The following is a 14420-nucleotide window of genomic DNA, read 5'->3' on the forward strand; positions in this document are numbered from 1 at the left end:
GTGTCACCAGCCAATGACAACTCCCCTCGCCTCATCGGCCGCAAGGAGGCTGCGGAATATCTTGGCATAGCCGAGTCCACGTTCTCGATGTGGGTGGCCACTCTCAAGATGCCGCAGCCGATCGCCGGCACCAGAAGATGGGACAAGAAGGCGATCGATGCGCGCCTTGACGAATTGAGCGGCTTGTCAGTCAATGACAACGAAGACCCCTATGAGAAATGGATGAGGGAAAATGCGAGTTAAGCTCAAAGGGCTGATGAAGGTCAAAAAGACCCTCGCGAGCGGCAAGACCATCTATTACTGCTACGCCTGGCGCGGCGGTCCGCTTCTCAAAACAAAGAGCGGCGAGCCAATGCAGCCGGGCGATCCCATGTTGATCAAGGCGTTTTCGGATGCGACGAAGGATCGCCACGTTGACCCTAGTGAAACGTTGGGAGCCCTCATCACCGAATATAGGGCGTCTACCGAGTTCTTATCGAAAGCCGACAAGACACGCCGCGAATATGACCGGTACCTCGATCTAATTCGAGAGAAGTTCGGCAAAGCGCCATTCTTCATGCTCCAGGATCCGCGCTACCGAGGCGAGCTCAAGAAGTGGCGCGACAGCATGGCCGACAAGCCTCGTACAGCGGATTATGCGTGGACCACCCTTGCCCGCATCCTTTCCTTCGGCAAGGACCGCGGCAGGCTGTCAGTGAACATTGCGGAGAAAGGCGGCCGCCTTTATTCCGCCGACCGCACCGAAAACATCTGGACAGAAGAGCACTTGCAGAAGCTGTTCGCCGTTGCGACGACGGAGATAAAGGCTGCAGTTATCTTCGCCCTGTGGACTGGCCAGCGCAAAGGCGACCTGCTGGTTGCCCCATGGAGCGACTACGACGGCAAGACCATCAAGGTGAAGCAGAGCAAGACCGGCGCGCGCGTCAAAATACCTTGCGGCAACGAACTGAAACAGATTTTGGACGCGATGCCGCGACGGTCGACGGTGATTCTCACCAACACGAAAAAGAAGATCCCTTGGACGTCGGATGGCTTCGACACATCGTTCCAGAAAACAAAAGCAAAGGCTGGCATCGATGACCTAACGTTCCACGATCTACGCGGAACTGCGGTCACGCGTCTGGCCATGGCAGGCTGCAACAACAGCCAAATCGCGTCCATCACCGGCCACAGCTTGCGCGACGTCGACGCTATCCTTGACGCTCACTATCTGGGCGGACGAGCTGAACTAGCCGAACAAGCCATCGCCAAGTTGGAGGATTATCAGGGCAAAAAGAAGTAGCTTGACGCAACCCTGAATGTAACCGTACTGTAAGGTGACTGAAAAACTCAGTCGCTTTTTCAGTTTGCAGACTTACTGTAAGTCTTTGAAACTCGATGTACGTTATAAGATGCGGTTTGAAATTAAGCGGTTTAAAAACATTACATAAAAGCCTGACTTTTAATCAGTAGGTCCAGGGTTCGAATCCCTGCGCTCTCACCACCTTCATTAAAGATATCAGTAAGTTAAGACGCATAATGCCCATCGATATGTTCGCTGGCGGTAACGATATGCGCTTGCGCCGCGTGACATGAAGTTGCGTTACGACAGACCTCGTCCCTGAAACTGCCTCCCAGAAGAACGCAAATCGCCGCCCTCCCTGACACGCCGTCCCCTGGCTCGCGAACCGGCCGATAAGGCCGCTCAATGCAAAGCATGGTACGGTGGCGTATGCTAATACCTGATCCGTGTAGGGGCGGCCTTCGGTCCGGAGGCGGTTGTCGGATTGGCGCGAGCCAAGGGAGAAAGAGCAATGGCAACCCATATCGAAGACGACAGTGACATGCTCATACCTCAGGACCTGGCGGAGGGAGCGAGCCGTTATCTGGGGAAACCGCTTGAGCTGCTACCGGACAGGGAAAAAGCAATATTTCGTCGTCTTGCAGCAAGGCGCACCATCTCGGCGGACGCGAATGCGGTTTTCGACGAGAGACTGACGCCCGGCCAGCGGCTTGCGGATGCGGTTGCCAAATTCGGTGGTTCCTGGACCTTTATCCTTATATTTGCGGCTTTGCTTGCGATATGGCTGAGCGCAAACATCATCGCGGCTTCGAACGCCTTCGATCCCTACCCGTTCATTTTCCTCAATCTCATCTTATCCATGCTCGCAGCGGTTCAGGCGCCGGTGATCATGATGAGCCAGAACCGCCATGCGGCCAAGGATCGAATCGACGCCGCACATGACTACGAGGTCAATCTGAAGGCAGAGATCGAAATCATGGCGCTGCACGATAAGTTCGATCGGATGCGCTCTATCGAGCTGAAAGCCCTCGTCGATAAACAGCAGCAGCAGATCGACCTTTTGACAAAACTCGTGCTGAAACAAACAGGCTAGAAAATTTACGACAAAATACGGAAAATCGCGCCCGCGCGCCGATTCCATGTGCAACGGAACACGCTTTGTGTGCCGGTCGTACAGTAGCAGCTGCAGCACTTCAGAGATGGTTTCCAGACAAGCTATGTGCTTGCGCATCCCTCATATAGAGCGCAGAATAAATCAATGGCAGCATTTGAAGCGGGCGCTGTTGTGTAAAGGTGCATCTGCCTTGGCCCCAACCAAAGGAGGACGAAATGTCTTCCACCAATCGAAAACGAAATGTCGATCCAGATCGTGGGCCCCTGCTCGTCAAGGCGATCGACAGGCTTGAAAAAGGTGCTGCAACGTTATGCGGTTCGTCGAAACTCGGCGCGTGCAGGCGAGTTCTGATCGCCGCCATTCGAGGTGGTTCCGGCAGGCGTAAACCAATCCCGGCTGCGTCGGCTCCTCACCATAAGAACCGGGACATATTGCAGTCTACCCAAAAATCCGGAAGCCCGGCTGTCGAGAGATGGGAAAATGAAGGCGGCGCGATCAGATGATCGTTGTCGCCTGCCCAGAACGGAGTGATCATCATGGCGTCAAGTGTCCATCTGGAAGAAATGACATCGGCGGAATGCATCGCATTCCTTTCCCGGATGAGCTTCGGGCATCTTGCCTGTATCGATCATGACAGGCCCTATGTGGTGCCGATCCATTTCGTGTTTCACGAGGGTGGAGTCTACAGCTTCTCGATGTTGGGAGCCAAGATAGAGAATATGCGCCTGAACCCTCATGTTTGCCTTCAGGTCGATGAGGTCAAAAACACCAGCACATGGACAAGCGTAATTCTCCATGGCCTCTATCAGGAGCTTGAAGATAACGAACAATGGCAAAGCGAGCGGATCTACGCCTGGTCTCTGATCCAGAAACACCCGAACTGGTGGGAGCCGGGAGGCTCAACGATCCATCCCCACGAAACTGGAACAGACTCCACCAAGCCGATTTTCTTCAGCATCCAAAAAGAAAGCCTCACGGGCCGCAAAGCGGTCCAGAGGGAAGATTTCGTGCGTTAAGCGGCCTCCCTCTACAGATAGGCGTACACATACCGCGCAATATTGTCATAAAAACTGGAGAGATAGGCTGGCACCCGGTTCAACCGGGCAAATTTGCTGCCGCGATATTCCGCGCGCGTGCCGACCAGCGTGTCTGGATCGCCGAAAGGCAGAAAATCCTTTTCGGTGACGTAGACATGCGTGCCGTAACCCCAGCCGCATTCCAGCGCCCGGTCGAAAGGCAGCGTCATCACCCTTGCCGCCTTCAGAAACTCCTCCGCTCCACCGCGTGAGATGATATAGCAGGCCGACGATCCCTGTGGCCCGTATATGCAGCGCCCCAGCTTGTCTCCGAGAGCGCTGGTCTTCCTAGCTCTGAAACCTCTGTGGCGGTGATTGGTCAGCTTTACGATGGAATTCTCAGGCATGATCGCGACCATTGCCTTGACCCGATCGGAGAAGTCAGGCGTGAAGGCAACATCATCCTCAACGATCACGGCAACCGGCGCATCCGTGGCGAGGAATATCTCCAGTGCCTTGATATGGCTGGCATAACAGCCATACTCCCCAGGCAAGGCATGACGGCCGTTGCGAAGCTCAAAGCCGCGCCTGTTAAAATCCGTCCATTCGGCAGCGGGAATGGTCTTACCGTCAACACCTTCCACCGGGCGCAAATCCAGCCCAAGACCTGATGCTCCGTTCAGCATCTTTTCAAGACGGGCGTGCGCTCTGGCGATGGAGATGATGTAAACGGGAAAAGCGGATATAGGCAGCATTCGGAAAGCACCATGCGCATAGGGTCGGGAAACCGTCTCCTACAGCATGTGGCGCACCCTGTCTGCATGCCGTGATTTCTACGCCGGCAGAATTTCAGGCGAGCAACGCGCAAGCTTTGATGGTTCGAGAATGCGGCGCGAGATTATTTACGCGGGGCGGTGCGGCGGCAGCGCCAGTTCCAGTCTCTGGCTTCGCCCGTATCCATGTGAACCGACTCGGTGTGGCAATAGGTGCCTACACCACCACGTTGAGGCATCGAGCGCAGATAGGACGCAAGCTCCCATTTGGAAACGCCCTTGATCTGGATGTCGGCTGCATCGCAGGTGTAGTGCTTGGAACCCTGCCTTATGCCCTTTGGCGGGCGATAACCCGAGGTGACGATGGCCGGGCTGTTGTAGTGGCGCTCGACATCCTTGATCATGCGCACCAGTTCCGGCTTGAAACAACCGACTTCAACATGATCGGTCTGCAGGAAAAGCCCGTTCGGAGAAACTCGGGTGAGGCCGGAGAGCGAGGCAAGCTTCATCAGTCCGGCCGGCTGGTCATCCTCGTCTTCGAGATGCGCATCGTCGAATTCGTCAGACATCATCGAACGGCCGGAAAGCGCTATACCCATCGTCCTGTCCGACCCGCCGGAGAGCGCCGCAACCTGCGTATTCTCCGCCGTACCGTTTTCGATCATTTTCGGAAGGCGCTTCTTGGCCGCACCGGCGAAGAAAGCTGCCAGCGGCACGACTGTGCCCTCACTTTCCTGCCCCTCGCCTGCCCGTTTCCCGGCTCCAGAAGACTGCGCTGAAGCAACTGCGAGCTGTTCCGACGCATTTTGCGGCGCTGGTACGGGAACCGCCTGACGGTTTTCGCTGTGCTGTTCTGCCGGTACCGGCACGGCAGTCGGCACTTGTCCCGTTGCGGATACCGGTTGCGGCTGTGTCGCCTGCACTGGTGCCGAGTAGACGCTGCTGACGGCGGGCGCGATACCCTGGGAAGGTGCACCCGCTGTGGCTGTAGCCCCCGCCGCAACGGCAGGTCTGCTTGAATATATGCTTGATGTACCCGCGGAAATCGCCGTCGGCTGCGTCGTCAGGCCGCCAATATCGGCGGCGGCACCGTAGCCTTGTGCTGGGCCACCGGGCGCCTGCGGCTGGGCCGCAACGGCCCCGCCGGTTGCGGAGGCCACGGCGGGATCCACGTAATGCCCCTGCTGCTGTTTGGCGGCCGGATTATGAACCGCCGATGCCGCCTGCGCCTTCTGCTCGGCGGAAATCGCCGGCTTTTTGCTATTGGCAGCCATGTCGTCATCCGTCACCGCTGAAACGCATCCGGCAAGCCCGAGCAACGAAACCGCGACAACAAGACGCTGACAGGCAACGCGTCCTTTCGCGCTATCGACAGCTTTCATGGGTGGCCTCCGTATCTTGCATTTACAACAGCAGCACGGGAACGGAATCGTCTGCTTTTTCAAAACAGGACATGCCGTTTCGATTCGCGGACTATGCCTCAACCCATCCGGACAAGGCAAGAGTGACCGAAATCGTCGCTTCTGGTCGGGAAAACCCCTACCAGGAACCCGTATTCTGCATAGATATCCACGGTTCGGCTGGCGCGAGGCTTTCGCCCTTCTGCAAGATTTCGAAAGAAATACCGTCGGGCGAACGAACGAAGGCCATGTGACCGTCACGCGGCGGCCGGTTGATCACGACGCCATTTTGCTGAAGGTGGGCGCAGAAGTCGTAAATATTGTCGACCTCATAGGCCAGGTGCCCGAAATTGCGGCCGCCGGTGTAATCTTCGGTGTCCCAATTGTAGGTGAGCTCAAGGGAAGGCGCCTGTTTTTCCCGCGCCGCAGAGATATCGTCGCGCGCTGCAAGAAAAACCAGAGTGAAACGGCCTTTTTCGTTTTCGATCCGGCGTATTTCCTCGAGACCCATCAGGTCGCAATAGAATTTCATTGATTCGCCAAGGTCTTTGACGCGAACCATCGTGTGCAGATACCGCATTTTCTTCCTCTCCAATACGCTTTTCCGGGCCATAAACGCATGATCGCAAGCCCCGGACAAGGACGGCGACATAAAAGCAGCTACGCAAATCAAAAACTAGGGCTTGCGTGGAACCGTTACCAAGATGTTAATCTGGTACACAGGAATCAGTTGACCGGTGTGTGGCGCGTAATCGAGGGGTTGGCAGGATATGGCTGATAGGATGTCATCGAAAACGATAGTCGATGTCGAGGACCTTTCGGCCGATGCCGTGGACCTGACCGAAATCACCGGCGCGGTGAAATGGTTCGACGTTGCCAAGGGTTTCGGCTTTATCGTGCCTGACAACGGCATGCAGGACGTGCTGCTGCATGTCTCCTGCCTGCGCCGCGATGGGTATCAGACCATTCTCGAGGGTACACGCATCGTTGCCCTCATCCAGCGGCGTGACCGCGGCTTTCAGGCCTTCCGGATCCTGTCGATGGATCAGTCCACCGCCGTTCACCCGTCGCAGCTGCCGCCGGTGCGCACCCATGTGCAGGTCACGCCATCAAGCGGGCTTGAGCGTGCAATCGTCAAGTGGTTCAACCGCACCAAGGGTTTCGGCTTCTTGACGCGCGGCGAAGGCACTGAAGATATTTTCGTGCATATGGAGACGCTGCGCCGCTTCGGCCTCACTGAACTGCGTCCGGGCCAGGTGGTGCTGGTGCGCTTCGGCGATGGCGACAAGGGTTTGATGGCGGCGGAAATCCACCCCGACAACCCGGCCCCGATCGGGATGTCGCACTGATGGCCGCTGTGTTTCGCAACTTGATGAAGAGCGCCGTTCTGGCGCTTCTTTTTTTCACGCTCTCAAGCGCAGCACAGGCTCAACAGCAGCAGACGTTTCAATCCGAACCGCTGACGATAGAGACCGCCTCCGGAGAAACCCACGAATTTGTTGCGGAACTGGCGCTGGACAACGACCAGCGCGAACAGGGCCTTATGTTTCGCAAGTCAATGCCGCTTGGAAGCGGTATGCTGTTCGATTTCGGCAAGGAGCGGGATGTGGCCATGTGGATGAGGAATACTCTCATTCCGCTCGACATGCTGTTCATCGCCCGGGACGGGCGCATAACCCATATCCACGAGAACGCCGTGCCACACTCGGAAGCGATCATCAGCTCCCGTGGGTCGGTCAAATTCGTGCTTGAACTGAATGGCGGCACTGCCAAACGCTACGGCATCAAACCGGGCGATGTGGTTCGCAGTGCACAAATCGGCAACCGGAAATGACATTGCCGCGTTACTGCGTCTGAAAAGGCCGGACGACGTTTCGCCCGGCCGGCAAGATCTCAGTAGACCGGCTCGATATGGCTCAAAATCCGGCAATTGGAAATAGATGCGGCAAGATTGATGGCAATGTCGATTGCCTCGACCGAATCCGCCGTCCCTTCAAGATAGATAACGTCATTTTCGACGGTTGCGGAAATCCGCGACTTCTCGAGACCGTTTTCGAAAGCCAGTGCAGAGGTGATGGCCTCGCATACACCCGCCATGCGGTCTCCAAAGAAGCTTTCCTGAATGCCTGACAAATTGAACATGTGCGTTCTCCTTCTTGGCTATTACAACGCCCGAATCACGGTTTTGTTCATCTCCGGTTCATCAATTCGTTCATCTTCCATTCATCTTGGCAAATTGGAACCCCCTGCCCGATCACATTTTAGGTGATCGGGAACCATTTCGTGAGGTGAGCATTTCGCGCATGGGAGTGAAATCTGCCGTCAAGGCGCATGAAACAGGGAGGAGAATGACATGCTGATTAACAAAACGGAGCCGTGTCACCACGCCTCGTGGATGAAGCCGGTGGCTATCCACCTGCCGCTATCCGCAGCGGTGGAAATCTACAGCCCTCTGGTGGCGCTGGACATGCTGATGTACCGCTGGCCGGACGAACACGGACCGGAATATGAGGACGCACGCAGGAACTGTCTCGATGCTATCGCCGGAAAATGCGACATCGAAAAAGCGCGGGAATCGTTTCTGGTCGCAAGCAGCCACGCGCATATTCTGAACATCCACTAGGTCGTCACGCGGAAGGCTTTGTGAATATTATCGAATAAATATCAATCACTTACGTGATAACAATCGGATGAGCGGGAAGTTGATCTGCGTTCATCAACATGCCTCCAGAGGTCAAAACAACGGGCAATCCACCTTCGTGGATCGCCCGTTTGATTGAAGCCTGAGCGTCGTCCTATTCAAATGGCCGGGCGAACAGGGATCGGGAGGTTGCTGTGAGATACACCGTCTTAATTATCCCCATGCACCGGCAGTCAATACTCGGATAGATTTCTGTCTTACAATCGGTGTTTCGACGCGACTATTCCTGATAGCGCGACACGCCCGCTTCGTCGTTATCGCATTCAACCAGGCAAACAACCGTCTCCCCTAGCGAACAGGTAGCCTGCAAAAACCGTTCACGCTTTCTCGGTAACAAACGCGGCATCGACCCGTGCGCCAGAGGCGCATGAACGACCGAAGTCGGATCCTGCCTGCGGAACATGACATGTAACTGTCATGCAAACGTTATAATCCGCAATGACGAATTCCATGGAATCGGTTGGCGGGTAAACCGCTGAAAGCTTGGGAGTGGAACTGGCCAGCATGGAAACTGTTTTTGCCCTTTGCGCAATTCTGCTCCTCGCCTTCAATCTTCTCGGCGTCGTTCTGGCAGGCTGGCGGCTGAAAAGACGCGATACGGACAACGCACTTGTCCGGCAGAAACCGCCGGTATCGCTGGTGGTGCCGCTGCGCGGCATCGAAACTTTCACGCCGCTGACGCTGTCGCGCGCCTTCCAGCTCAACTGGCCGGACTATGAGCTGCTGTTCTGTGTCGCCGACGAGTTCGATCCCGTGATCGAGGAAGTGCGCAAGGCAAGCGCGGCCTTCCCCGCAGTTTCAGCGCAATTGCTCATCGGCGATGATCGCATCAGCGCCAATCCCAAACTGAACAATTGCGTCAAGGGCTGGCGTGCTGCCCAACACGAATGGGTCATTCTGGCCGATTCCAATGTCTTGATGCCGCAATCCTATATCGAAACCATGATGTCGGCCTGGCGGCCGGATAGCGGACTGGTCTGCTCGCCACCGCTCGGCTCCCGGCCGGATGGCTTTTGGGCGCATGTGGAATGCGCCTTCCTCAACGGCTCGCAAGGCCGCTGGCAATATGCGGCGGAAGCCATCGGCATGGGCTTCGCGCAGGGCAAATCGATGTTGTGGAACAAGCCATTCCTGGAAGAGCGCGGCGGCATCCGCGCGCTCGCCGCCGAAATCGCCGAAGATGCCGCTTCCACGAAGCTGGTCAGAAATGCCGGTCGCAAGGTACATCTGGTGTCGGCCCCGTTCGAGCAGCCTCTCGGACAGCGCCATGCCGGTGAGATCTGGTCGCGGCAGACCCGCTGGGCGCGGCTGCGGCGCGTCACCTTCCCGCAATATTTCGCCCCGGAAATCCTCACCGGCGCGCTTCCCCCGCTCCTCTTCGCGCTCGCTGCCGCCGTTGCCGCGGATGCGAACCTTGCCGTCACCGCGATTGCCGTACTCGCCATCATGTATGGCCCGGAACTGGCGCTCGCAGCTCTCAACCGGTGGCCGGTATCACTCTATACCCTTCCGGCAATGGTCGCGCGGGATGTCATCATGCCATTCGTCTGGGTACGCAGCTGGATCGGCAGCGCGGTTGCATGGCGCGGCAATGTCATGACGATCGGCACGGCCGAAAGCACATTGGCCGGACCTTCAGCGGACTGAACGGAAGCTATTATTTGAAGGGGTTACACCGACAAGCGAATGTTTCGCTTTAAATGGTCGGAGTGGAGAGATTCGAAATCACCATCTCTCCACTTTTCCGATGCGTAACAACTTGATTTAAAAGAATAATATTTGTATTAGATATTTCTAATTTGTGACATTGTGGCGGATGTAAATTTGTGACGATCTCGACGTTGATCCTGATCTGTATTCCCTCAGAGGCGTGCAACTTTCTTAAAAGAACGGGTGGTCGCGCAATTGAAAATGTTCTCCCCAATCGACAGATAAATCCTCCCTGCCGTCAATGGTCGGCATCTTTTTAAAGACATGGTTTTCACCCTTTCTGAAGTCAGGAAAACCTTTCCTGATTTCAATAAAGTCACAGCCGGAAAAATCGCAGTTATCAAACCTAAGGTTCTCACTGGGTGAAGGCCCATACTTTGATCCGTATGTCTTAATAGTGCAGTAACTAAATTCACAATTCCTGAATCTATAATCTATGTTTAAATCCATTCCGCTCAATTTTGTGTCTTGATATCTAAACTCAGCCCTATCGTGGAACTCACCAAAAAAACCACCATCAGCGCTGCCGCCGATATAACTGACACGCCGCATCCCTGCGAGTGACTCCCAGTTTGTTGAAGGGTCGTTTGTTTTGAACCGGATTGATCGCTTGGCGATCCTACCTAAAGCAGCGGCGTTCGCTAGAGCGGAGAAGGCCTCTTCACGAAACTGATTATCGTGGGAATCAGCCATTTGAGCCTGCACGAAGTCCGCTATGAGGTTCATTGCCTGTATTGCCAAGCGCTCGTCATCGCCCACTGCGAGTATCTCCAATGTGGCGATGCCCGCCGAGATGTGAGCGGGATTATCCAGTTGACCCAAAAGCTTTGCGCCCTCTTGCAGGAGCTTTGCCCTGCCTTCTCGCTCAGCTTGATCCGCTTGACGGGTATTGATTGATCCGCGCCAACTGGCTGTGCAAAACGTCACTAAGGCGAACAAAGCAACACCAAAGGGTGCCACTGCCTGCGCCTTCTTGAGGTCAGTTTCGCCGTCAAAGCCATCGCCAAAAATCCAAAAGAACGCCCCACATATAGCAATAGCGGTAAAAATCGCGCTCGTAATTGCAAAAGCATACCACTGGCTTTCGTCAATTTTCGGCCAATTACCGACCGGCTTGTTTTCTCGTTCATCCCCGGCCATGGCCGATCTCTTCATTGTCAATCAATGTGCCTACAGATCAGAGGCCTCCGAAAGCAGATGAGACCTCGCTGTATAACCATTTGAAAACGCCAATTAAGCCTAGGTAGTTTAGACATAATGCCGAGGACGTGACGTAACCGCCCTCGGCTATGCTGAACTACTAAAACAAGGCAGAACTATCAGTCAAAATATATCTATCGACCCGGAGATATTCTCCTAAATTGTCAACCGATACTTGCGCGACCTTGAACGAAGAATGCCGCCAGACCACGAATGCGTCGATAGTAAGAAAGAACCAGCTTCGCAAAGACAGCCACGTTTCCACTACATAGCTTCAATATTTCATTTCCATTAGGAAGTGCAACGGCTTCAGCTAAGTCCAGCGATTGGCGTTTAACATAGTCTTCAATTGCAGCATTTGAGAATCCGTGCTCGCTTCCGACTCGTAGAAGACCTTCATGACTGAGGGCTTTACGAATCGCACTATAGAGCGTCCTTATCTTCTGCTGGTCATGAGATGCAATTTCAATAGCTTCAACGATCTCGTCTAAGACTTCCCTTTTTCCTGCTACGTCCATATAGCCCGGAGAGTGGTATTCGATTCCTGCCACCCTTAACGGATGGATTGACCGAGCTTCGTCCTTGATCCCACCATAGAACGAAAGATAGCTCCCCCCTCCACGCCAAGGCCGATCGGCGATAGACTCTCTGAGGAACTCGGATTCTGAGGAAGACGCCTCTTCCTTGCTCAGCTTCTGCGCAATATACAAAAGCGAGTAGGTATCCGCCATTTTACCGTGAAACTGAGAAAAATCTCGCGCTTCCCAGACTCCATCTATAGCGAAGCGCTGCTTCTCATTGTTTTCCGAATAATAATTGGAGATTGGATGGGTATGAGTGGAGGAAAAGATACCAGCCTCTGGAAAAACATCATCAGTGAGTTCTGATGAACGGGCTCTTCTTAGCTTAATGTCCTTAGTTCCTCGAGCAAGATCAGCAAAATATAATCTCGTCGGTGGAGTCTTTTTGAAAACGTATCGAAGATCAACTTTGCCAGACAAATAAAGAGACAAATTTCGCTCAAGCATCTGAACTACAAAAATCGGGTAGTCATAGCCGTCTTTCTCGACTGCATATCCCAACAAATGCTCGCCGTGTTGATTTTTCATTAAAAGGAGTTGAGGTCCATCGTAGAAAACAAGGACTTTTTCAATTTCACCTTTTTCAGATTTATGAAGGCTCATACTGGTCGACCCCTATAACCTTCACAATATTGTCGACCGGATTAAATGACTTGAACATCCATAAATCAACATGTTTTGAATCTTTAATCTGGACTTTTCCGCTGTCTTTATCGATCTGAACAAATGCTACATGTGTCTTTTTCTTAAGTCGCCGGTATTTCAGGAGACCTTTAATCCTATGCTTCTCATAGCTTGGTAAGAACATCGAGCAAGAAGCCCATTCGCAAAGCAGGCTATCATCATGGCAAGGGATTCCAAGAGCCGTGTGAGAAGCAAACTCACACTGTCCGGGCGTCTCTCCGACAACCAGTCTGATTAAGGTTTGACCTGCTGGCTCTGAAGCGTCATCAGGGGGGCAGCGGTCTGGCAGGCTCTCACGCCATTCAATATCAGATACAGTCACTTTTACACCGCTATTGATGCTGAATGAGTTGGTAGGCCTTAGCTCGCAGCAACCTTACATCAGCAAATTGCCAAATGAATCATACAATCAAAAGGCGATTAGCATGCTCTAATTCTACTTTCAACTAATCTTGAGTCTTATTCGCCCCACGTTTGACGTGTCTCTCAAACTATTGAACAGCGGCTCGCGATTTATGATTAGAGATCTGGGAAGCCGGGTCCCGCCTTTGCAAACCGGAGAAGATCGGTCGAAACGTAAGACACCTTATTGGTGCCAAGCCAATTGCAGGCGGTATCAAACGCCTTCTGGCAATACGCTGCCCATCCAAAGCCGTCTTCGATCTTGGCGAATGCAACCTGCCTTGGCGCGGCTTTACCCGTCATCCTACCACCTGCCCTAGCCAGTGCCTCCCGGACAAGTTTCATGGCGGCGTCGGAGGTGGAGCGAAGAACAAGAACGCCGTGGACGTGGAGTCTTCCGGTCGGTGAGATTTCAAAGGTAAAGCCGTAAGCCGGAAGATAGCCAAGGGCAGATTTCAATTCTCTGGAAATACGGCGGCGAAGATCATCTGCCGGATCGCGACGGCTAAGCAAAAGCTTTTCGCGGGCCGGATCGAGGTTAAGCGTAAAGGTCTGGCCGTTTTGGCGACCAGCGGCTTCAAAGGACCGGGCAAGCTTTTCGTGCTGCCAAAGAGTGCGCCACGGCTTGCTTCCGATATCACCCATACGAGCGACTGAGGCTTGCAGGGCTTTCGAGCGATGGGGTTTGGATGTCTCCTTAGGAGTGGTTTTAAAGGTAACGGGCGTGTTGGTAGAGGTGCTTTTAAGGGGAGTGGTAGGGGTGTGTTGTTGCCCTACTGCACAAGTATCCGGGACACCCCCATTAACATCATGTTTTACAACGCCTTTAGACCGATTTTCGTCAGGCCGGTTTGAACCAATTTTGCACGCCTGCCCGTCAGCCGGAACGTCATTGACGAGGCGACGAAGCAGCGGCGACTGGCCGGAATATCGGGGAGCGTTGGACAAGGGCGACGAGCCTTAAATGGTGAAAACGAGCGACGGCAGAGGGTTTTAGTTTTGGGCGTGATGGCGCAAGAGCGCCACCAATTCACGGGCAACAGACGACGCGAACGTGCGCTCATGCCCGGTGCTGAGATTCTTCAGCCGGACCGAGACACCGACACGCGCCACCTCGATTTCGGCGTCTACATCCAGCGTGCTACCCTTCCGAGCAAGCGCGTTTTCGATGGCCTGCGCGATGTCGAGCGTCTGCTCCGGGGTCCAGATATGAACACCAGCGCCGTAATCAAGGTGGATAGTGCCATCTTCAAGATTGGCGATGTCGATATTCCCAAGGCCGATTTGCTGGCCGAGTCCAAGGCGCTTGATCTCATCAACGATGAGGCCGCCGACGAGATCGGCAAGGTTAACACCCTTATGGGCTGCGAGTTGTCGCGCCTGTTCGGCACGTTCTTCGGGAAGGCGGATTGCTGCTGTAGCCAATGCGATAACTCCTGTTTCAGTGCATTGAATGCGTTAGATGCACTAATATAACACTGACCAAAGAATCATTCAAGGAATCGCGTGGTGAAAATCAAATAAATCAATGAAATTGTTGATTTAAATACATGGAAT

17 protein-coding genes are annotated in these 14420 nt (G+C 54.2%); 8 read left to right on the plus strand and 9 right to left on the minus strand.

Translation table 11 applies throughout. From position 1 onward, the window contains the following. The 4 genes from ACZ5A6_RS07470 to ACZ5A6_RS07485 all read left to right on the plus strand — a co-directional run bounded on the left by ACZ5A6_RS07470 (nucleotide 1) and on the right by ACZ5A6_RS07485 (nucleotide 3412). Nucleotides 1–243, plus strand: coding sequence for a helix-turn-helix transcriptional regulator (locus ACZ5A6_RS07470; protein ID WP_464110881.1), 243 nt, complete (start codon nucleotides 1–3; stop codon nucleotides 241–243). Next, nucleotides 233–1282, plus strand: coding sequence for a tyrosine-type recombinase/integrase (locus ACZ5A6_RS07475; protein ID WP_464110882.1), 1050 nt, complete (start codon nucleotides 233–235; stop codon nucleotides 1280–1282). Before ACZ5A6_RS07470 ends, ACZ5A6_RS07475 begins: the two co-directional genes overlap by 11 nt. Nucleotides 1283–1793: 511 nt before the next feature. Continuing rightward, the gene (locus ACZ5A6_RS07480) at nucleotides 1794–2375 is read left to right on the plus strand and encodes a DUF1003 domain-containing protein (RefSeq protein ID WP_003515941.1); all 582 of its coding nucleotides are present in this window, start codon (nucleotides 1794–1796) and stop codon (nucleotides 2373–2375) included. Between the two features lie 557 nt (nucleotides 2376–2932). After that, nucleotides 2933–3412, plus strand: coding sequence for a pyridoxamine 5'-phosphate oxidase family protein (locus tag ACZ5A6_RS07485; RefSeq protein ID WP_333703719.1), 480 nt, complete (start codon nucleotides 2933–2935; stop codon nucleotides 3410–3412). An 11-nt stretch (nucleotides 3413–3423) separates the two neighbouring features. Here ACZ5A6_RS07485 and ACZ5A6_RS07490 read toward each other — a convergent pair whose 3' ends face one another. The 3 genes from ACZ5A6_RS07490 to ACZ5A6_RS07500 all read right to left on the minus strand — a co-directional run bounded on the left by ACZ5A6_RS07490 (nucleotide 3424) and on the right by ACZ5A6_RS07500 (nucleotide 6165). Beyond that, entirely contained in the window at nucleotides 3424–4167 is a 744-nt protein-coding gene (locus tag ACZ5A6_RS07490) for a glycosyltransferase family 25 protein (protein WP_174061127.1), read from the minus strand. 143 nt (nucleotides 4168–4310) lie between these two features. After that, entirely contained in the window at nucleotides 4311–5567 is a 1257-nt protein-coding gene (locus tag ACZ5A6_RS07495; RefSeq protein WP_333703720.1) for a YcbK family protein, read from the minus strand. Nucleotides 5568–5724: 157 nt separating this feature from the next. Beyond that, on the minus strand, nucleotides 5725–6165 hold the full coding sequence (locus tag ACZ5A6_RS07500) for a VOC family protein (RefSeq protein WP_464110883.1): 441 nt from the start codon (nucleotides 6163–6165) through the stop codon (nucleotides 5725–5727). A 190-nt stretch (nucleotides 6166–6355) separates the two neighbouring features. Between ACZ5A6_RS07500 and ACZ5A6_RS07505 the strand changes: the two genes are divergently transcribed. Next, nucleotides 6356–6934 carry a cold-shock protein gene (locus ACZ5A6_RS07505; RefSeq protein ID WP_013636345.1) on the plus strand — a complete coding sequence of 193 codons (579 nt, stop codon included), beginning with the start codon at nucleotides 6356–6358 and terminating at the stop codon, nucleotides 6932–6934. Next, entirely contained in the window at nucleotides 6934–7419 is a 486-nt protein-coding gene (locus tag ACZ5A6_RS07510) for a DUF192 domain-containing protein (RefSeq protein ID WP_464110884.1), read from the plus strand. Before ACZ5A6_RS07505 ends, ACZ5A6_RS07510 begins: the two co-directional genes overlap by 1 nt. 59 nt (nucleotides 7420–7478) lie before the next feature. On the opposite strand, the gene ACZ5A6_RS07515 is transcribed toward ACZ5A6_RS07510, so the two are convergent. Continuing rightward, nucleotides 7479–7727, minus strand: coding sequence for a BON domain-containing protein (locus tag ACZ5A6_RS07515; RefSeq protein WP_003515953.1), 249 nt, complete (start codon nucleotides 7725–7727; stop codon nucleotides 7479–7481). Nucleotides 7728–7938: 211 nt separating this feature from the next. On the opposite strand from ACZ5A6_RS07515, the gene ACZ5A6_RS07520 reads away from it, so the two are divergent. Both ACZ5A6_RS07520 and ACZ5A6_RS07525 read left to right on the plus strand, forming a co-directional pair. Next, the gene (locus tag ACZ5A6_RS07520) at nucleotides 7939–8208 is read left to right on the plus strand and encodes a DUF982 domain-containing protein (RefSeq protein WP_003515956.1); all 270 of its coding nucleotides are present in this window, start codon (nucleotides 7939–7941) and stop codon (nucleotides 8206–8208) included. A gap of 582 nt (nucleotides 8209–8790) precedes the next feature. Continuing rightward, nucleotides 8791–9933 (plus strand): ceramide glucosyltransferase, encoded by a 1143-nt coding sequence (locus ACZ5A6_RS07525; RefSeq protein ID WP_174061125.1) that lies wholly within the window; start codon nucleotides 8791–8793, stop codon nucleotides 9931–9933. 234 nt (nucleotides 9934–10167) lie between these two features. Here the strand turns inward: ACZ5A6_RS07525 and ACZ5A6_RS07530 are convergent, their stop codons facing one another. The 5 genes from ACZ5A6_RS07530 to ACZ5A6_RS07550 all read right to left on the minus strand — a co-directional run bounded on the left by ACZ5A6_RS07530 (nucleotide 10168) and on the right by ACZ5A6_RS07550 (nucleotide 14288). Further along, nucleotides 10168–11136: a hypothetical protein gene (locus tag ACZ5A6_RS07530; RefSeq protein WP_464110885.1), complete on the minus strand. Its 969-nt coding sequence runs from the start codon at nucleotides 11134–11136 to the stop codon at nucleotides 10168–10170. Nucleotides 11137–11360: 224 nt separating this feature from the next. Next, nucleotides 11361–12380 (minus strand): hypothetical protein, encoded by a 1020-nt coding sequence (locus tag ACZ5A6_RS07535; RefSeq protein ID WP_464110886.1) that lies wholly within the window; start codon nucleotides 12378–12380, stop codon nucleotides 11361–11363. Beyond that, nucleotides 12367–12783 carry a hypothetical protein gene (locus ACZ5A6_RS07540; RefSeq protein WP_464110887.1) on the minus strand — a complete coding sequence of 139 codons (417 nt, stop codon included), beginning with the start codon at nucleotides 12781–12783 and terminating at the stop codon, nucleotides 12367–12369. Before ACZ5A6_RS07540 ends, ACZ5A6_RS07535 begins: the two co-directional genes overlap by 14 nt. A gap of 197 nt (nucleotides 12784–12980) precedes the next feature. After that, nucleotides 12981–13811, minus strand: coding sequence for a hypothetical protein (locus ACZ5A6_RS07545; RefSeq protein ID WP_464110888.1), 831 nt, complete (start codon nucleotides 13809–13811; stop codon nucleotides 12981–12983). Between the two features lie 45 nt (nucleotides 13812–13856). After that, the gene (locus ACZ5A6_RS07550) at nucleotides 13857–14288 is read right to left on the minus strand and encodes a hypothetical protein (RefSeq protein ID WP_464110889.1); all 432 of its coding nucleotides are present in this window, start codon (nucleotides 14286–14288) and stop codon (nucleotides 13857–13859) included. Nucleotides 14289–14420 lie beyond the last annotated feature (132 nt).

The organism is Agrobacterium sp. 6Ca8 (genome assembly GCF_055382765.1).